Origin of the sequence: Photobacterium sp. Ph5 (assembly GCF_022129445.1) — a bacterium.
Lineage (GTDB): Bacteria > Pseudomonadota > Gammaproteobacteria > Enterobacterales > Vibrionaceae > Photobacterium.
On record NZ_JADQAQ010000012.1, the window covers coordinates 28,605 to 48,085 of the forward strand.

The 19,481-nt window shown below is 37.3% G+C and carries 15 protein-coding genes; 9 read left to right on the forward strand and 6 right to left on the reverse strand.

Annotated elements, in window-relative coordinates; all coding sequences use genetic code 11:
* A partial coding sequence (locus I3259_RS06890; protein WP_238028946.1) for a retention module-containing protein occupies positions 1 to 2,479 on the reverse strand: 2,479 nt, incomplete at its 3' end.
* A 376-nt stretch (positions 2,480 to 2,855) separates the two neighbouring features.
* Between I3259_RS06890 and I3259_RS06895 the strand changes: the two genes are divergently transcribed.
* The 6 genes from I3259_RS06895 to I3259_RS06920 are packed head-to-tail and all read left to right on the forward strand — an operon-like array spanning position 2,856 to position 10,902.
* Entirely contained in the window at positions 2,856 to 4,250 is a 1,395-nt protein-coding gene (locus I3259_RS06895; RefSeq protein WP_238028947.1) for an HlyD family type I secretion periplasmic adaptor subunit, read from the forward strand.
* Between the two features lie 3 nt (positions 4,251 to 4,253).
* Positions 4,254 to 5,564, forward strand: coding sequence for a TolC family outer membrane protein (locus I3259_RS06900; protein WP_238028948.1), 1,311 nt, complete (start codon positions 4,254 to 4,256; stop codon positions 5,562 to 5,564).
* An 11-nt stretch (positions 5,565 to 5,575) separates the two neighbouring features.
* Positions 5,576 to 6,166 (forward strand): OmpA family protein, encoded by a 591-nt coding sequence (locus I3259_RS06905; protein ID WP_238028949.1) that lies wholly within the window; start codon positions 5,576 to 5,578, stop codon positions 6,164 to 6,166.
* A 39-nt stretch (positions 6,167 to 6,205) separates the two neighbouring features.
* Positions 6,206 to 6,835, forward strand: a complete 630-nt coding sequence (locus I3259_RS06910) for a transglutaminase-like cysteine peptidase (protein ID WP_275949781.1) — start codon at positions 6,206 to 6,208, stop codon at positions 6,833 to 6,835.
* Positions 6,836 to 6,848: 13 nt separating this feature from the next.
* A complete protein-coding gene (locus tag I3259_RS06915) occupies positions 6,849 to 8,777 on the forward strand; it encodes an EAL domain-containing protein (RefSeq protein WP_238028950.1) in 1,929 nt (642 codons plus the stop codon).
* Between the two features lies 1 nt (position 8,778).
* Positions 8,779 to 10,902: a type I secretion system permease/ATPase gene (locus tag I3259_RS06920; RefSeq protein ID WP_238028951.1), complete on the forward strand. Its 2,124-nt coding sequence runs from the start codon at positions 8,779 to 8,781 to the stop codon at positions 10,900 to 10,902.
* A 97-nt stretch (positions 10,903 to 10,999) separates the two neighbouring features.
* On the opposite strand, the gene I3259_RS06925 is transcribed toward I3259_RS06920, so the two are convergent.
* On the reverse strand, positions 11,000 to 12,715 hold the full coding sequence (locus tag I3259_RS06925; RefSeq protein WP_238028952.1) for a choice-of-anchor I family protein: 1,716 nt from the start codon (positions 12,713 to 12,715) through the stop codon (positions 11,000 to 11,002).
* A 349-nt stretch (positions 12,716 to 13,064) separates the two neighbouring features.
* On the opposite strand from I3259_RS06925, the gene I3259_RS06930 reads away from it, so the two are divergent.
* Together I3259_RS06930 and I3259_RS06935 are read left to right on the forward strand one after the other, a co-directional pair.
* A complete protein-coding gene (locus tag I3259_RS06930; protein WP_238028953.1) occupies positions 13,065 to 13,760 on the forward strand; it encodes a MaoC family dehydratase in 696 nt (231 codons plus the stop codon).
* Positions 13,761 to 14,490: 730 nt separating this feature from the next.
* Entirely contained in the window at positions 14,491 to 15,510 is a 1,020-nt protein-coding gene (locus I3259_RS06935) for a lipoate--protein ligase (protein ID WP_238028954.1), read from the forward strand.
* A 48-nt stretch (positions 15,511 to 15,558) separates the two neighbouring features.
* On the opposite strand, the gene I3259_RS06940 is transcribed toward I3259_RS06935, so the two are convergent.
* Both I3259_RS06940 and I3259_RS06945 read right to left on the reverse strand, forming a co-directional pair.
* Positions 15,559 to 15,951, reverse strand: a complete 393-nt coding sequence (locus I3259_RS06940) for a hypothetical protein (protein ID WP_238028955.1) — start codon at positions 15,949 to 15,951, stop codon at positions 15,559 to 15,561.
* A gap of 157 nt (positions 15,952 to 16,108) precedes the next feature.
* Positions 16,109 to 17,050, reverse strand: coding sequence for a cation diffusion facilitator family transporter (locus I3259_RS06945; protein ID WP_238028956.1), 942 nt, complete (start codon positions 17,048 to 17,050; stop codon positions 16,109 to 16,111).
* Positions 17,051 to 17,579: 529 nt separating this feature from the next.
* On the opposite strand from I3259_RS06945, the gene I3259_RS06950 reads away from it, so the two are divergent.
* Positions 17,580 to 17,870, forward strand: coding sequence for a hypothetical protein (locus tag I3259_RS06950; RefSeq protein WP_238028957.1), 291 nt, complete (start codon positions 17,580 to 17,582; stop codon positions 17,868 to 17,870).
* A 219-nt stretch (positions 17,871 to 18,089) separates the two neighbouring features.
* Here I3259_RS06950 and I3259_RS06955 read toward each other — a convergent pair whose 3' ends face one another.
* Positions 18,090 to 18,410 carry a hypothetical protein gene (locus I3259_RS06955; protein WP_238028958.1) on the reverse strand — a complete coding sequence of 107 codons (321 nt, stop codon included), beginning with the start codon at positions 18,408 to 18,410 and terminating at the stop codon, positions 18,090 to 18,092.
* Between the two features lie 167 nt (positions 18,411 to 18,577).
* Positions 18,578 to 19,480, reverse strand: a complete 903-nt coding sequence (secF, locus tag I3259_RS06960) for a protein translocase subunit SecF (protein ID WP_238028959.1) — start codon at positions 19,478 to 19,480, stop codon at positions 18,578 to 18,580.
* Between the last annotated feature and the right edge of the window lies 1 nt (position 19,481).

Below are 19,481 nucleotides of genomic sequence, written 5' to 3' on the forward strand. Positions count from 1 at the left end.
CGGCTGACGTATAACTATCATGCCCTGACTCAAGGGTTGGCTCTGTTACCTCAGCGCTTAACTTACCGCCGGCCGCTAACGATCCATCTTGAATAGTGATACTAATCGCACTGCTTGTGCTGTCATTATCAAAGTCTGTCGCTTTAATTCCTAAATCAAGCTGAATATTATCGCCGGCTTTATTGTCTTGCTCTAACGCCTGATGCTGCGTCACCGTGTACTTACCATCCTTTTCAATGGTAATGGTTAATACCTCTGACTCCGGCGATGATGCCTTGCCCGTAAAGACATGAATAACATTCTCATCAACGGTGTATTCCGTTGCCTGATTATTCGATGTTAATCCCGCTAACGTAGCTTTCGCTGCATCACTTAACTCAAAGTTCAAACTCTTAATCGTGTCTGAGCCTAACGTTAAATCAATATGACTTTCATGCGTTTGGGTCTGATGACCCACTTCTTGGTAACTGAGTGCAGCATCAGTACCAAAGACTGGCGATGCGCCATCTTTGATGGTCACGTTAACATCAATCGGCTGTGATAATTCATCACCATCGGTGTCAGTTAACTGCACCGGTAACGTCAATGATAAAGAATGGCTGTCATCCACCGTTAAAGATAAATGCTCATTCACTTTATAAGTGCCTGTAGTGACCTCATCTAACGGCAGATGCTGCGCAATCTGCATCGCTACGGATACATCACCATCAGCTAACTGTGTCGAGGTTAATGTCACGGTGACAACCGTGTGACCTGACACATTCTTACCGGTTAAAACAATCGCTGTGCCACTACCCGTCTCTGATTCACTAAACTCAAACGTGACTTTTTCACCCGCTGAGGTCAGCCCCTTGAAGCTATTGCCCGCAAGGTGGCCATTAAAGAAATTCAGTACCGTGGCTTTATCAACAATGGCTAAGCTTGATGACACTAAATCATCGCTACCCGCCTTAATGGTTAAGTGAGCATCCGCTGTCGCGGCTGACGTATAACTATCATGCCCTGACTCAAGGGTTGGCTCTGTTACCTCAGCACTTAACTTACCGCCAGCCGCTAACGCGCCATCATTTATTATGATATTTAACTCGCCTTGCGCCGTATCACCGTCTTTATCTGTCGCAGTAACATCTAATTTAATATTAGCGATATCGTCACTGTTTTGGTCAATAGGCCCAGTCACTTTTACAGTGTAGGTACCATCATTCGCAATAGTCACCACCATCACAGGTTGCGAAGATGCATCTAAAACAGTTAAAACATTACCATCAACGGTAAATGTTGTTTCTCTACCATTACTTGTAATTGCCGTTAAGCCTGCTTGTTCAGCATTAAAATGAATCGTCGCAATTGCATCAGAACCAACATCAAGTGGAATCTTTCCATCAATAACCTGATCCGCTTGAGTACTCTCATTAATAGTCACTCCAGTATCAGTACCAAATTCGGGATTTGCACCATCAATAACACCAATCTCAACATTAATTGGCTTATCTAATGCATTACCACTGCTATCTGTCGCTTGAATTGCAACATCAATATTGATTTGATCACCATCACGACTGACTAAGCCAGAAGCATTATCACCAGAGTGGTCAATTGGCTGATTAATCGTAGTAGTCACTGTTACAGTTACATCACGCCCATTTTCTGACGTTGCTTCTAATGCAATAGACATAACAGGCTGACCATCTAACGTACCAACGATGGTGTTCGTTGCTGTATCATAGATAAAAGTAACAGCTTTGCCGCCTGAGGTGATCTGACTGTTTAATTCATTTAAAACGTTATTAATAGTAAGAGGGTCGAAAAAAAACGATGAAGTATCAAGAGGAAGCGTTGCAGCCTCTACAAAAATAGACGTTGAAGAAACAACAGGATAGGTATTATCACTGAGATCACCCTCAGTAATAAGTAAAGAGCCTAGTTCACCGCCATCAGGGACTAAAATAGCCAGTGGATCTAGGTTGTCTGTATTTCGACTTGGATCGTAAGCTGTATCAAAGCCAGCTTCTGCTAAAAGTGCATCGTTATCGTAATTAATCGTTATAAAACTAGCAGCAGATGATGAGCCATTAAGGCCAACGCTACCTGCAGATTCATTACCAGCCGCTGGCGCTTCAAATAGTTGAGTCGGATCTTGACCGTTTAAAATCGCTGATTGAATATCACTTAATTTACCAGAAGCGAATGTTGTATTTGCAGCCCCTTCATAATTGAAAGCAATTTTTTCATTAAGCTCAGAAGTTTTAGCTCCTTCAGACGTTATAATTGTACAAGTTGGACACGATTGATTAATGATTTGCTCAACGCCATTGTTGATAATAATAAATTTTGCATCACCATTCGCAACAAGAACTTCATCTGGCTGGAGTGCATGTTCATCGATAAGTGGGTGCACTTTATCCCCGGACTTAAGAACAAAACTATCCCCATTTATAGGCTTAACCGTACTTAAATTCTTACCATTAACGCTAGTCATACTTCCTCAATCTTAATTTTTTACTTAAATACAGTTTTCAAATATCAACAACCAAAAAAATTGAAAACAATTACTTACATAAACTTTTTCCATCAAACACAATACATCATTAAAAAGACGCCTTGAGTCAATAATCCAACATGCCACGGAAAAATACTTTATTGATATAATTCTTTAACTTTGTAATTATTTGTATCACAATTATACTAAAATACTATATGAAACACTATATGAGAATGAATATAGGTATTTGATTCTCAAAAGGACCATAAGACAGCGTTATCATCAAACGCAAAAAAGTAACATTTTCCAACAAATTAATAGCATATTTGTTAGCTACTACTACCCTTTAGTAAGTAGCTAACTTGGACAAGTAATGAACGAAAAAAACACATCTGTTTCAACTGATAATCTAGAATTTGTGGATGATAAATCCGCAGCTTTATTGCTTAATACACCTAAAAGTGCACGTGTAATCCTGTGGGTAATGATCTTATTCTTTATTACTGCTTTTATTTGGGCCTACTTTGCTAAGTTAGACAAAGTAACAACTGGTAGCGGAAAAGTCATACCTTCCTCTCAGCTTCAAATAGTACAGAATCTTGAAGGCGGTATCGTAAAAAAAGTGCTAGTAAAAGAAGGTGAACAAGTAAAGAAAGGACAAACCTTACTATTAATTGATGACACGCAATTTAAATCTGACTTTAAAGAAAAGACGCAAAGCTTAGCAGCTATGCAAGCAGACTATAAACGTTTAGATGCGTTACTTGCGAGTGTTACTGTAAGCAATAAAGCTGATAATACGCATTGGCGAAACAGTGTCACTGTTGAACGTAATCCTCCTGTTTTTGATGATGCCTTTACAAAAGCACATCCAAAATTAGTCCGTCGCCAACTCAATCAATTTACAGACAAGTTAAATAATTTACAGAACCAGCTTTCAGTGGCTTCTGAGCAAGCATCACAAAAAGAAAGAGAATTAGCTGAAACACAATCTCGTGTTAGCAACTTACGTAGCAGCTATGGTATTGCTTTAAAAGAATACAATATTACAAAACCACTTGCTGAAGAAGGCGTAGTTCCACGAATAGAATTACTTAAATTGCAACGTTCACTTAATGATACTAAACGTGATTTAAACTCAGCTAAAATGCAAATCCCTGTCACGCAAGCTGCCATTCAAGAAGCGGGCTTTAAGTACATCGATATTGCTTTACAGTTTCGTTCTGATATTCAAGCCCAATTAAATGAAACAAGCGACAAACTAAATAGTTTAAGTGAAACCCAAATCGGTTTAGAAGATCGTGTAAAACGAACAACAGTGGTTTCACCGGTAACGGGTACAATCCAAAAAATCCATGTCAATACCGTAGGTGGTGTTATTCAGCCGGGCATGCCATTAGTGGAAATTGTGCCAACGGAAGATACTTTACTCATAGAAGCTAAAATTGCACCTCAAGACATTGGCTTTTTACGTCCCGGTCTACCAGCTATCATTAAATTTAGTGCTTATGACTTTACTAGCTACGGTGGTTTACATGGAACACTGGAAACTATCAGTGCCGATACAATCCAAGATAAAGAAGGTAACAGTTTCTATCAAGTCAGGATTCGTACCGATGCGAGTAGCTTAAAAGGACCTAATGGGGAAGCTCTACCCATTATACCCGGCATGACGGCCACCGCTGATATCATTACAGGAAAGCGCTCTGTACTTGATTATCTTCTTAAACCAATACTCAAAGCGCAACATACCGCGTTAAGAGAATAAAAAATGACTATGAAATATAAATTTAAAAAAATTGCTCTTCTCATTGGTCTTCAATGTATGGCTGCGCCTGTTATGGCACAGTCATTGGAACAAGCAGTGGCGGAAACGCTTTCAAGTAATCCTGAAATTAAGAGTGCTTACAATGAGTTCCAAAGTAAGCATGAATTGATCAATGCCTCAAAAGGTGACTATCTGCCAAGTGTCGATCTTGAAGCAGGTGTTGGCTCTAACGACTATAACAATACCAGTCTTAATTCTGAAACGGAGCCTCGTAGCGCGAAAATCAATATCCGCCAGCTAATCTGGGATGGATCTATTACCTACAATGATATTCAGCGTAATAAGTCAGAAACAGAAGCAGAGCGTTATCAATTACTGTCTGATGCACAAGACAAAGCATTAAAGAGCACAGAAGCATATCTAAATGTTCTTCATGCTCAAGATGTACTCGCTTTGTCAGAGTCGAATTTAAAAGTTCACCAAAAAATGTTCTCAGATATTAAAAAACGCGCAGATTCAGGTATTGGCTCAACAGCAGACTTAGCCCAGGTCGAAGGTCGCTTAGCAAGCTCTAATACTAATTTATTAGCTGCAAAAAGTAATTTACAAGACAAGATCACCCAGTTTGTGCGTATCGTTGGCCAGTACCCTAAAGATCTTGTTAAGCCTGAAGTTGATGTTAATTATCTTCCGAAGTCATTAGATGATGCATTAGCAAAAGCGAAGAAAAACAACCCTGTTGTATACGTAGCATCTAATGATATTGATGCTGCTGAATACCAGTACAAGCAGGCAAAGGGAACCTTTTATCCATCATTTAGTATTGAAGCCTCACAAGAATGGGGGGATGACTTAAATGGCTCTGAAGGTAAAACTGACGAACTAAAAGCAATGCTAAAAATGCGTTATAACTTGTATAACGGTGGTAGTGACGTAGCGAAATCTCGTCGTGCCGCGTATCAAATTAACAAATCAAAAGACATTCGTGATCGTGCTCACCACATGCTAGAAGAAGGTACTCGCTTATCTTGGAGCGCATTAGATTTAGCGAAAAACCAAAAACTGTTCTTGCAAGAGCATGTTGATGCTTCTGCACGTACCGTTATTGCATACGAAAAACAGTTTAAAATTGGTCAACGAACATTACTTGATGTACTAAACACCGAAAACGAATTATTTGAAGCACGTAAAGCTTATTTAACTGCGGAATATGACGGTATTTTAGCAAAATACCGTGTTCTTAATGCAACCGGTCTAATCCTTGATGAGATGCGTGTTGAGATCCCTGAAACTTGGGCAAAGTCTGTTAAATAAGAGGATAAAAAATGAAATATATAATTACAGCTTTACTGTCTTTGTCGTTGTTTGGTTGTTCACTCTCAGTACCGCAGCCTCCTATAGCAAAACAAACCAAAGATCTTTTTGACGCAGATAGCGACGGGGTGATTAATCAGCGTGACCGTTGTGCTGATACGCCAATAGATGCCGTTGTAGATAATGATGGTTGCCCTACATTTGTTAAAAATTCTGAAGAAAATAATATTCACGTACTTTTTGCTAATGACTCTTCTGAAATTCCTGAAAGTTACATGGAAAATATTAGCAATATGAGTGACTTCTTAGCGAAATATCCAAAAACACATATTGAACTAAAAGGCTATGCGAGTCCTGTGGGTAGCGCAGCCTATAACGTCGCACTATCAAAACGCCGTGCTGCAGCAATTCGACAAGCGCTGATCACCGAAGGGGTTGCACCGTCTCGTATAAAAACGATTGGTTTTGGTGATAGCGATCCTGTGAAAGCATCAGATGTTGAAGAAAGTAATACACTTAGCCGTCGCGTTGTCGCGCAAGTTGTTGGATCTCAAGGTAACGTTGTGAAAGAATGGACAATCTATACCGTTCGTGAAAATTAATAAATAGAATCCACGTTGAAAAAAATAATCTTCTGGACTCTGTGTTTAGTCGTGGCAGTGAATGTATTCGCTGCCACGAACAAGCAACAGATCGAAAAAATAAAACACTTTTACGGAGAAAGAGCAGGTAAACGAGCGACTGCGTGGCGTGCACTCATCCAAAATTCTCAACACTTAAACGAACAACAAAAACTTCGAGCTGTTAATAACTTTTTCAATCAGTTTGTTTTCATCAATGATGAAAAGTTATGGGGCAAAGAAGATTACTGGGCGACGCCTTATGAATTTGTAGGTGTAGGGGCCGGTGATTGTGAAGATTTTAGTATCGCCAAATACCAAGCATTAAGAGAATTAGGTATACCAGATAAAAAGCTTCGATTAATTTACGTAAAGGCTTTAGAACTGAATCAATTTCATATGGTTGTTGCTTATTACCCGACTCCCTCTTCTGTACCTGTAATTTTAGATAACTTAAAAGGTGAAATTTTACCTGCTACACAACGAAAAGATTTACTACCTATTTACAGTTTTAATGGTAGCAAATTGTGGCTAATGAAGAAGAGAGGGCAAAGCCAAGTCGCAGGAAAAGCGTCACGACTTAGCCTATGGAATGATCTTCGTGATCGTTCAAATAAAATAATCCTACACCGCCCTAAAAATACTTATTAACGAGTGAACACCAATGACCCTTTACCGACAGCTTTTACTATGGATGCTAGTTATATTCTTCGCATTTATCAGTGCGGTCTTTGCAATTCAGTTTAATACAACTAAAGACTATCTAGTTCAACAGCAATCTACAGAATTAAGTAACGCAATAAGCTCTGTCGGTTTTGCCCTGTCTCCTTATATTGAAAATAAAGACATGGTTGCTGCAGAGTCTGTCATAAGTGCAACGTTTGACTCAAGTTTTTACAATGAAGTTAGATTAGATCTATTAGATTCTGACAAGAAAATTGTTCGTCAGTATCCCCAGTCAATTGCCGGTGTACCTAGTTGGTTCCAAAGCCTTATCCATATTGAACCTATTACACAATCAACAACACTTGCAAGTGGCTGGATGCAACTGGCTAATTTAACCGTAACAAGTAGTCCTGCTACAGCTTATCAGCAGTTATGGAAAGCGACCTTACAACTTATGCTGGGTTTTATCATTTGTTCAGTATTTGGTGCAATTGTCTTGTCTCTAGTGCTAAAAAAAGTATTGCAACCTTTAAAGCAGATTCAAAAAAATGCAAAAGAGATGGCAACACAGCATTTTACATCTTCTCTTCCAACGCCACGTACCCGTGAGTTAGCTGATGTTGTTACCGCTTTTAACTCTATGAATCAGCAGCTTCAAAGTCATTTTGAACAGCAAGCACAAGAAGCTGACAACCTTCGTATTCGTGCTTATCAAGACCCTGTATCAGGTTTGGCTAACCGCAGTTATCTTTTATCAAAAATTAATACTTGGCTATCACATAAGCCTAGTGGTGGTATGGCACTACTAAAAGCGGATGATATTGAAGATAGCTATTCCCAATCCGGTTATGAAGTAGGTGACCAATTAGTTCAAAAAGTTTCTTCTCGCTTGAAAGAACTCTCAAATGATGATGTAACCATTGCGCGTCTAAACCAATCAGAATTTGCTTTAATATCACCTAACGCAACCAAAGAAGAACTTATCGAAGCTGGTCGAAAAATGCTTAACATGACATCGGATCTCAATTCAGATCCATTAGGCATTGCACCATTACATGCCGCTGTCGGCATTGTGATTTGCTCAGAAAATGAAACAATTTCAACATTATTGGCAAGTGCTGATAATGCGTTAAACAAAGCACGACAAGAGCCCAAAGAGCCACTCGCGCTGATTGAATCTAGCGAGAAAAAAGATACGCTAACATTAGGAAAACAGCAATGGAAAGCACTGGTTGAAGAAGCCATTGCTAATAAACTGATCCACTTTACATTCCAAAAAGCAATTAATGTTGATAATCAAATACTGCATAAAGAAGCTTTTGCTTATATTAAAAAAGACAATCAGCGTTTCAATGCGGGCCAATTCTTATCTGCAATTGAACAACTCAATGAAGGCGCTAATTTTGACCGCTACATTGTTGAGCAATTATTTAGCTATATAGAGCAAAACCCTACTTCTGTTCCCATTGCTATTAACATTACACAAAGCAGTATTAATGATACCGGCTTCATTCGTTGGTTAAATAGTAAATTAAAAAGTTCACAACAAATTAAAAATCGCGTTTTATTCGAATTACCTGAAATTTGCTTTATCAAACAAATTGATAATGCGTCCTTACTATGCGAAATCATACACCAAAATGGCTTCCGTTTTGGTATCGACAATTACGGACATAACTTTAGTTCGGCAGGTTATTTAAATCGCTTACGCCCAAATTATGTGAAATTAGACTTTGCTTATACATCACAACTCGATGATCAAATAAAAACGGATGTACTTCAATCAATCACGCGTACAGCCAATAACCTTTCAGTTACCACGATTGCAACACGTGTTGAAACTGCAGAGCAGAAAGATAAATTAGCTGCGATGGATATCCTCGGTTTCCAAGGTTTTGTTACTGATCAATTGAATCACGAGAATTAAAATGAAAGATCCTTTACTTCAGTCACTCGTATATATAAGCCGTTTTTATGGTCAGGCAAATTCACCTGATGCGCTCGTTGCAGATTTACCACTCACTGATGGTTTGCTCTCTCCTTTTCTTCTTCCTCGTGCAGCAGAAAAAGCAGGACTACAAGCTAAAGAAACAAAGTTGGAATTAGAAAGTATTTCTTCTCTTCTTTTTCCTGTCATTGCTCTACTTAAAGGTGGAGAGGCATGTGTTGTTTTAAGTATTGATAAAGAAAAAGGCGAAGCCGAAGTTGTACTGCCACAAAATGAAGGTAGTGAACAATGGATAAAATTAAGTGAATTAAATGCTCAATATACAGGGCGATTATTTTTAGTTAAAAAGCGCTTCCGCTATGATGAACGCTCACCTGAAATTCTAAAGACCCGTGATGGTCACTGGTTTTGGAGTACATTATGGGAATCGCGTAGCATTTATCGTGATGTCTTAATTGCTTCAATTCTTATCAATATCTTTGCCATTGCAGCTCCCCTTTTCACTCGACTAGTGTATGACAAAATTGTACCTAACCTAGCGTTTGATTCATTATGGGTGCTAGCCATTGGCATCACAGTTATTTTTGTTTTCGATTTAATTTTAAAGTTATTGAGAAGTTACTTTATCGATCTTGCCGGTAAAAAATCAGATATTTTGATTTCTGCTAAAATATTTAGTCGAGTCATGGGAATTCGTATGGAAGCAAAACCGGCTTCTGTTGGTGCGTTTGCTCGTCACTTACAAGAATTTGAATCTATTCGAGAATTCTTTACGTCGGCAACGGTATCTTCGTTAATCGATTTACCTTTTGCCCTGCTATTCCTACTGATCATTTACATAATGGCAGGACCTTTAGCATTAGTACCTTTGATTGCTGTGCTAATTTTAGTGGCATATAGCTTCTTTATTCAAAGACCACTTCGCAAAAGTATTGAAGAAGGTTCGCGTCTATCTTCACAAAAACACGCCAACCTTATCGAAAGCTTATCCGGTTTAGAAACAGTAAAAATGTTTGGTGCGCAAAGCCAATTTCAATACCGCTGGGAAGAAGCTGTCGCCCACATGTCAAACTGGGGTTTAAAGTCACGTCGTTTGACAGACTCGGTACAAAATACCGCAGGTTTTTTGCAGCAATTTGTTTCAGTTGCGATGATTGTTGTGGGTGTATATTTGATTGCTAACGGTGATCTGACGATGGGGGGATTGATTGCCTCAACTATGTTAAGCGGACGAGCAGTAGGTCCTATGGTACAACTTGCCCTGCTCTCTACCCGATATAACCAAGCAAAATCTGCAATGACCGTGATAGAGCAGTTGATGGCAATGCCATTGGAGCAAGAAGACGGTAAACGTTACATTCATCGCCCTGTTATTCGCGGTAAGATTGAATTTGATAATGTTTCTTTTGCTTATCCCAATGCTACAAATGCTGCACTTAAAAATATTAACCTCACCATTAACCCTGGTGAAAAAGTAGCGATTATTGGTCGTATAGGCTCAGGTAAAACAAGTTTAGAGCGTTTGTTAATGGGGTTATATAGACCAACTGAAGGTTCAGTGTTAATCGATGATACTGATATTAACCAACTCCATCATATTGATATTCGCCGAAATATTGGCTGTGTTCCACAAGATATCACATTATTTTTTGGCTCAATTCGTGACAATATTACATTAGGTCGTCCATTAGCCAGTGATAATGAAATCTTGTTAGCAGCTGAGCGTGCAGGTGTAACAGCCTTTACGCAACATGACGCAGCAGGCTTAGAAAAACAGATAGGTGAAGGTGGTCATGCCATTTCTGGAGGTCAACGACAAGCAATTGCAATTGCGCGCGCGTTCCTATCCAACCCGCCAGTTATGATTATGGACGAGCCAACAAGTAGCATGGATAATCGTTCTGAAATGTATATAAAGCGTCAACTTAAAAATATGAGTCCTGAAGAAACGTTAATATTAATCACTCATAAAACCAGTATGCTTGATATCGTTGACCGACTGATTGTTATGGAGCAAGGTCGTATTGTAGCTGATGGTCCAAAAGATGCCGTATTGAAATCACTCCGTGAAGGTAATGTAAATCAACCAAAAGCAGGAAATTAACAAGCAATTTCTTGTAGCTTACTTAATTAAGTAATGGGTAAACGCCGATATCTTAACTTCAAAAGAAAAAGATACCGGCGTTTTTATTTATAAATAATTACTGAGCTGAGATTTCCCAAACTGCAATACTGCCAGAAATTTCATTACCAATAATCACTAATGGTTTTTGAGTTGGGCTATTTTTCGCTTCAACAAAAGTCATGCCTTCCGGCGCTAAATCACCACTAATGTCATTACCTTCACCAACGCCACGGTTAATAAAATAATCAACATAATGCGCTTTACGCGGCTCAGTAATATCATAAACAACTATTCCGCCCATACGCTCTAAACCAACAAAAGCGTATATTTTATCACCCACTTTACCGACAGTTAGTGCCTCAGGTTCTGCACCTTTAGCATCAGATCGTGCATCACCTGCATTTTCATCCTCATCATTATTAAATGCTTTACCGTGAATTTTAGCGGTTAGTTGCCCAATCTCATCACCTGAATCAAAAATCATCTGGCCTTGACTATCTAAAATAGAAAAAGAACGTCCGCCAAAAGTATATAGCTCTTCATATTTACCATCGCCATCTTTATCACCTAACTGAGGATTAACTTTAAGGCGACCAATATCTGTTTTATCATTTTTCAAGTAATCAAAATTAGGCGCTAATGATAATTTTTTTGCGCGAATATCATTAACAAATGAAATACAGCCATCTTTACTATCAAAATCGACGCCACCTTGTGCTTTACAAGACTTTTCATCTTTAGCACCAAAGAAATACTCACGGCCATCACCTTCATTGGCAATCACAACATAGTTATTTCCATCAACACTGTAACTTGCAATAGTGTCAGGCTGGAACATGCCATAAAGCCCCGGATAAGCCTTCATATTGATCCCACCATCTTTATCAGATGCATCCATCTTATACTTAGACCAATCTTTGAAACCTAAACCTTGTAAGGTGAGTTTATTTGTCACTAAATCAACAATAGCGATACCATTATTTTCCTGCAACGACACATAAGCCGTTTTACTATCTTTCGACACAGTGACATATTCGGGTTCAATATCTTGAGCAACAGTCGTCGTAATCTTCATACCTTTAATGATTCGACCATTAGGATTTGAAAAAACCATACCCTGCTTTTCTAATTCTATTTGTTGATCATTAAAAGAAGTAAAATCAAGTAATTCTGCTTTATCTGCTACCTTGCCATTATTAATAGTAATAATACCAATTGAGCCCACAGGATCAGTTAAGTAATCTCCTGACGGTTCACCTTCATTGGCAATGACAACTTTGGTTTCATCCGGAGTAAATGTCACCATATCCGGTAGGTAACCCACCTCAACATTCTTTATAAACAGGGGGGCATCTTTACTGATATCATAAAAAGCAATAACACCTTTTACACCCGTTTTATTGGCTGCCATAGCAACAGCGGCTAGTGATGATTTTTCCGCAATCGAAATACTATTGGCATTTCCTGCTGTGTATTTATTTAAATCAATCGTATAGCTCGATTTTAAATTGCTATCGTTAACAACACCTTCAGGTGTTAGTTCGAGTTTTTTAAAAGGGATATTAGAAACATCAACAATTTCTACTGTTGATGTCGAACCAGAGCCATTAATTGCGAAAATTCTTTTTTTGTTACTTTGATAGGCAACAATTTCTGCCGCACCTTCTGGCGATTCAGTATTAAGCAAAGCGCGCCCCACTAAATGTATATCAAATGAGTTTTCTGCATGAGCATAGTTAAAAGGTATTGATAACGATGAGATTAAGAGCGTGGTAAGTAATGGCTTTTTCACAGTTGATCCTTAACATAAATAAAAACCGCTACACTTTGGCAAACCAAAATGAAATTTTTACTACAATGAAAGGATATATTTATGACAAAAAGCAGAGTCATAATATTTTCTAACATAATTGCTTTACTACTAAGTCATTAATTTATTGGTTAAATTCCCTAAATAAAATGTAACTTAACACAGGGGTTCATATTAATAGATTGCGCTACTTCATTGATTTAACTAAAATCTACTCATCGGATGAGTTTTATTATGCGACACGAAACACAAAACTGTTTATGCGAATGTAATTTATCGCTAAAATACGCGCCCCCTATACAGTGGGTTATATCAACGAAGGTTATGCTCTATGAAAGAAAAAGTAGTCGATTTTATCAAACGTAAGCGTGAAGTCTTAGCGCATCACCAGTTTGAGTTTAAAGACTGGCTATCACCAACAATCCGAGATTACTGGGTTGAGTTCTTAAACAAAGCAAACAACAGCCATCTTGCCTCATGGGTTAAAGAGCATAACTTAGTTTCTGTAGCTAATGGCAATGCTATGGAAGTAGAAAAGCCAGATCCCATTGAGATGCATCCTGAAGCTGAAAAGCTAATGAACACCTTAACAGAAACACTCGGTGAAGAAATTCATGTTGGGCAGTGGCTAACAGTAGATCAGTCACGTATTAACCATTTTGCTGATGTCACTGAAGATCACCAGTGGATCCATACTGATCCAGAGCGCGCACAAACAGAATCACCTTTTAAAACAACCATTGCTCATGGATTTTTAACGCTGTCATTATTATCGGTATTAACGGATAGTGTCGATCCTAATAATCAAAAGTTTCCTACCGCAAAAATGACCGTGAATTATGGATTAAATCAAGTTCGCTTTCCTTATCCTGTAAAATCAGGCGTAAATGTGCGTGCTCGTACTAAAATTCAATCCGTCACGCCAATTAAACGCGGTTTGGAAATTGTGCAAGAAATTACAGTAGAAATTGAAGGATGTCGTCGTCCTGGGTGTGTTGCGGAATCAGTTGTACGCCTCTATTTCTAACAAATAACCGCATTAAAACGCAAAGCCGAACATAATGTTCGGCTTTTTTGTATAGAAAAATAGAAGAGTAATAAAGGTCATAATATGATCGCCATAAGAAACCTAACTTTTCATTTATAGCTCTTTATCGTAAATTTTTGCATGGTATGGTGAGAAGCTATCTTTACTATCGGTATATTAAAATGAAAAAGTGGTTTAAATTTCTTCCTCTTATTCTACTTGTTGGTTACTTCATCACTTATGATGTTGTTACACAAGTTGAAAGTACAACACCTTCTGCCCAAACTAGCCAGCAGTAAATTGATATCACAATTAGAGGCATGGTTTTAGCCATGCACTCATCTCCACTTTTTTAATTATTTGCTTTTCAGGTCAGTATTCTTTAACTACGCTTTATAAGAATAGGTTAGAAAATTAACATTTATGTTATCAACCTTACCTTTCAACAATAGCTATATATTCTGATAACTTGCAATGTTATCCTGCTTTTAAGCAATAAAATGCATTAAAATTCTCTATAGAGAAACATATACATTATTCCCAAATCATATATTCTTCCAGTTTATAATATATGATTTGGCTTTTTTTTAACTATTACTTTTGTTTAAATTAGCAATATAAGCCAAACCTTGCCTTTCTGGATAATAGAAATAGATTATTCCTCTGCTTTACCTCCATGACGTTAGCCTGTAAATTTACTACATTATCTATATTTGATCAGGTCTGTTAAATGTCCATAACAACACGTGTTTTTATCTCTCAATCAACACAGCCTTGGTTTAACCTTGCAGTTGAAGACGCTATTTTTCGAAATATGCCAGCAGATCAACAGGTTCTTTTTTTATGGCGCAATGCAGATACAGTTGTGATTGGTCGTGCTCAAAATCCTTGGAAAGAATGTAACACAAAAAAAATGGAGCAGGATGGGATCACTCTTGCTCGCCGTCAAAGTGGTGGTGGTGCTGTATTTCATGATTTAGGGAATACTAATTTCACTTTTATGGCTGGAAAACCCAAGTATGACAAAAACATCTCAACAGAGATCGTATTGTCTGCATTAAAACAGCTTGGAATTAATGCAAAGGCAACAGGTCGCAACGATCTTGTTGTACAAACAATAAATGGTGAGCGAAAGTTTTCAGGTTCAGCATATAGAGAGACAATGGATCGTGGATTTCATCATGGTACCCTTTTATTAAATGCTGATTTAACACGTTTAGCTAATTACTTAAATCCAGATAAAAAGAAGCTTGAGGCTAAAGGGATCACATCGGTAAGATCTCGCGTTATCAACTTAAATGAACTCCTTCCAAACATAGACCATGAAAGTGTATGTAAAGCAATTACAGCCTCTTTTTTTGCCCATTACGGTGAACATGTAGATCTTGAATATATTTCACCAGAAAACCTGCCAGACTTACCTGGATTTAAAGAAAAATACCAACAGCAAGCAAGTTGGGACTGGAACTTTGGTAATACACCACAGTTTATGCATTCTCTTGATGAACGTTTTTCTTGGGGAGGTATTGAGCTTCATCTGGATGTTAAAAAAGGCCATATTATTTCAGTAAAAGCGTTTACTGATAGCTTAGACCCTACGCCTATTGAACTACTTGAAAAAACATTACTTGGCATTGAGTATAATACAACCACAATAAATAATGCTGTAGCAGCATTAATAATAGAGCAGGAAAAATATAATAACGTACTACATGATATTAATTCATGGCTTAAAAACGTTATTATCTAATCATTAATAGCGGCTTTGCTATCTCACTCAGTAAATAGATCTAGCCGCTTATTCATTATCTTCCCAGTTAATCACATGACCTTGATCATATATTCCATCACTATAAGCAGGTGTATAGCTGATAAATACATTATTTTGATGAATTGGTAGATTTGAAGATATATCCACCGCAATCAATTCCATTAAGAATATAATATTTTCATGTGAATAATAATTAGGCGCTACTAGTTCAATTAAAACAGGATGACTTTGCTGTTGTTGGTTATCAACTACAGCACCCTGATGGACATAATGCTCATGACTCAACCACTCCCAAGTGATCATAATATGTTCACGACCTATTTTGCACTGAGTCGCTATTTGCTCTGACAAAGATTTTAATACACTGTCTATTTCAATATATGGCTCAAATGGTAATGCTTTAATCGATATTAAAGGCATAACGTCACCAATAAATCTCAGCTAAATTATAATAACTATAGCTTTTACGCCTAACTCTAGTTTGTAAGTGATGTCAGAATCTTGCTAATGATACATATGTTAAAAATATAAAGAGGTAATGTTCCACAACATCACCTCTTCATTTATTTCGAATTTATCATTTAGAAGCTGACTGTGTATCACCGTCACAATCATCACAGCAAGGATTTAATATTCGTTCTTGGCAGTTAAATGGTTCAATATGAATAATGATATCAACCACTTCATCTAACGCTTCAAGTAAGTGCATTTTAAAATTTTCAGCAATCATATGAGCTTTATCTACGCTCATTTCAGGATCGACAAGTAAATGAAAATCTAACAAAATTGTGCTGCCAGTACGACGACTGCGAATGGCATGCACTTCTTTAATATCAGGATCTTCTTCCGCATACGCTTGAATTTTACTTTCAATATCAGCGTCAGCTTTTGCTTCTGTGATTTCAAGTACTGCAGGCCATAATATTTCAGCTGCAGCTTTTAAAATCATAGCTGTAACAATTAGCGCGGCAATTTGATCAAGGTAGTGAAGTTCAGGTACGAAATAGTTAGCAATAACTGCAATAGCGACAGGAAGAGAACTAAGCGCATCAGAACGGTGGTGCCATGCATTGGCATGTAATGCTCGACTGTTAATTTCTTTTGCTTTAACTGCAGTCCAGCGATACAGCACTTCTTTAACAACAATTGAGATAACTGCAGCTGCAAACGCCAACATACCTGGCTGACTATGTGACTGCTCACTAATAGATGTCAGTGATTCCCACCCAATACCAATACCAACAAGAGCGAGCAATATACCAATAAAAATATTAGTTAAGGTTTCAAAACGCCCATGCCCATAAGGGTGTTCCTTATCAGCAGGTGCAGTCCAATAACGAGAGCCTATAAGTATTGCAGTATCCGTTACTAAATCAGAAAAACTATGTACACCATCGGCAATAAGTGCCTGACTTCCTGTCATTTTACCAATAGTGATTTTAATAAATGCGAGGGTAATATTGGCGATCGATCCTATCCATGTAACCTTTTGTATGACTTTTACTGCTGTTTTAGACATAATTAACCAATTAAGTAACTATTATATACCAGCATATAATAGCGAATTTTGATTATAAATGAGACAACTTTTCACTCATATCACATCTGGTTAAACATTCAATAATTTCACTCACCTTTTTTAGAGAATGATAGCTAGTCGACATAAAAATAATTTTGATTCGATATTGATTACCAAACGTTCAATTAATATATAATTCTTTCATCAGTATTAAATAACAAAAATATGCATACAATAAGCGCAATAAAAATAATTTTTATTTAAAAACCACAAAGAATCCCTTACACCAATAATGATTCCATATTGGAATGCTTTTTTGATGTTTATATGAAATATAATTGAAATCATTCCATGGTACATTTTACAAATAACATGATAATAAATGTTGATAAAAGTAATAATTACCTTAAATATAATTTCTGATCACATTATCCATAAAAAATTTCAGGACTATATTTCATAATTTAGTTTTTTGTACATAATGAAAGTGTGAATCAATATTTTATATTGATCAACATAAGGAAATTTTATGAGAAATCTAGCAGATTTTATATATCAAATGGAAAGTGAATCACACAACTTCACTACTTGGGTACATGATTCAAAAGGGCGTTATAAAAAACTGCATATTTCTGACATTGATTGCAAAATCACACACTTTACTGATTTTCTAGAAAATCAATTAAATGTTATTGTTGAAATTTTAGCAGAAGACGGTACCAATAATGCCTATTTACTGCTACCTGAAATCAACATTGCAGCCGATATCAATTTTGATAATGGAGAAGTTATCTCTATTATTGATGCAAAAGCAGCATAAACAAAGGAAACACGAACGATTAAGAAATACTACGGCTAGGCTTTCTTATTATTCACTCTAAAAACAGATCATTTGATCTGTTTTTTTTTACCTAAATACTGGTGTTTCCTTCTTAAAAGAAGATTAATACATCTATTTTCTTTCACCAAGCTATTTTATAAAACAACTTGATATAAGTCACACATTATAAATAATACAGTTTTCGTAGTGCTTGCTGCTTTAAATCGATAACTTATTAGCATTTATAACATCAATAACTTTCATCTCACCACTCGCACACGCTGACATGCCATCACCCCACCCCTTATTAAAATGAGAGTTTGAAGCGTCTAATGTCGAGTCTTTCTTAAAATCAGCACTCAAATTACCTCTTTGAGCCAGCGCAGACTCACATCCTTGGTTATAGCCGTAATAATAAATACTGTCGTGTTGAACATTACTGACATATCTTTCAGGTAAAAAGCGAATACCGTTATTAGCAGTATGTGTACAGCCAACAAGCGTCAAAACAACAAATACAACGGCGATCTTATTTATCATTAAACGCCTCCTATCAATGAATACTTCAGCTAATTAATTTTGGCTCACTATTCAATAAAGTGTTAATTTATTGTTTCCATTTTTGCTTTAATCATCACATTTATTGCAAAAAAAAGCTGCCTTTAAGATTTACCTAAAGGCAGCTTTTACAATATTACATTATCCGATTAAGGCTCTTCAGCTACTGGTTTCGGTTGGTAATGTTCAGGTTTCAAACCTAAGAATTCAGGTAATAATGTACCTACAGAAATTGAAGACCAAGTACCTGTTAAAATACCGATAAACATCGCAATAGAGAAACCTTGCAGTGACGAACCACCTAATAACCATAGTGAACCTACAGTCATTAATGTTGTACCTGATGTCACCATAGTACGCGAGAACGTTGCGATAATCGCTTCGTTGTTTGTCGCTTCAATATCTTGCTTTGGCTTTGCAATCAATAGTTCACGAATACGGTCTGCAATAACGATTGAGTCATTCAGTGAGTAACCTAAAATTGCCAAAATTGCAGCAAGTACCGTTAGGTTAAACTCCATTTGTGTCATCGCAAAAAAACCAACCGCTAAGATAACATCGTGTAATAGCGCAAGTAATGAACCAGCAGCTAGACGCCATTCAAAACGGTAGCTCAAGTAACCTAAGATACATAGCATAGTAACGAGTAATGCTAGGCCACCTTGCTCAGCAAGCTCTGCACCAACTTGAGGACCAACGATACTGGTATTTAGCACTTGTACATTTGCATGTAGTGGTTCAAGCACTTTAGTGATCTCAGGATACTGGACGCCCTTCGCTGGTGCTGCATAGCGTAATACCCAACGACCTGGTTCATCTGCAGCAATAACAACAACATCTTGGTTAAAGCCTGCATCCATTAATGGCGCTATTTCACTGTTAGTGATTTGGCTGTCCATCTGAACTTCACTGACCACACCACCAGTAAAGTCTAAGCCCCAGTTAAGACCTCTAACACAGATAAAGGTAATAGAAATAACCATTAAAGCGATAGAGACAATACCTGTCATATAACGCAATTTGGTTAAGTTTTTAATAATCCAATTTTTCATT

Excerpts from the sequence above, each read along its gene's own strand:
- I3259_RS06895 (WP_238028947.1), top strand. The coding sequence starts at position 2,856 with ATGAACGAAAAAAACACATCTGTTTCAACTGATAATCTAGAATTTGTG.
- I3259_RS06900 (WP_238028948.1), top strand. The coding sequence starts at position 4,254 with ATGACTATGAAATATAAATTTAAAAAAATTGCTCTTCTCATTGGTCTT.
- I3259_RS06905 (WP_238028949.1), top strand. The coding sequence starts at position 5,576 with ATGAAATATATAATTACAGCTTTACTGTCTTTGTCGTTGTTTGGTTGT.
- I3259_RS06915 (WP_238028950.1), top strand. The coding sequence starts at position 6,849 with ATGACCCTTTACCGACAGCTTTTACTATGGATGCTAGTTATATTCTTC.
- I3259_RS06920 (WP_238028951.1), top strand. The coding sequence starts at position 8,779 with ATGAAAGATCCTTTACTTCAGTCACTCGTATATATAAGCCGTTTTTAT.
- I3259_RS06930 (WP_238028953.1), top strand. The coding sequence starts at position 13,065 with ATGAAAGAAAAAGTAGTCGATTTTATCAAACGTAAGCGTGAAGTCTTA.
- I3259_RS06935 (WP_238028954.1), top strand. The coding sequence starts at position 14,491 with ATGTCCATAACAACACGTGTTTTTATCTCTCAATCAACACAGCCTTGG.
- I3259_RS06940 (WP_238028955.1), bottom strand. The coding sequence starts at position 15,951 with ATGCCTTTAATATCGATTAAAGCATTACCATTTGAGCCATATATTGAA.
- I3259_RS06945 (WP_238028956.1), bottom strand. The coding sequence starts at position 17,050 with ATGTCTAAAACAGCAGTAAAAGTCATACAAAAGGTTACATGGATAGGA.
- I3259_RS06950 (WP_238028957.1), top strand. The coding sequence starts at position 17,580 with ATGAGAAATCTAGCAGATTTTATATATCAAATGGAAAGTGAATCACAC.
- I3259_RS06955 (WP_238028958.1), bottom strand. The coding sequence starts at position 18,410 with ATGATAAATAAGATCGCCGTTGTATTTGTTGTTTTGACGCTTGTTGGC.
- secF (WP_238028959.1), bottom strand. The coding sequence starts at position 19,480 with ATGAAAAATTGGATTATTAAAAACTTAACCAAATTGCGTTATATGACA.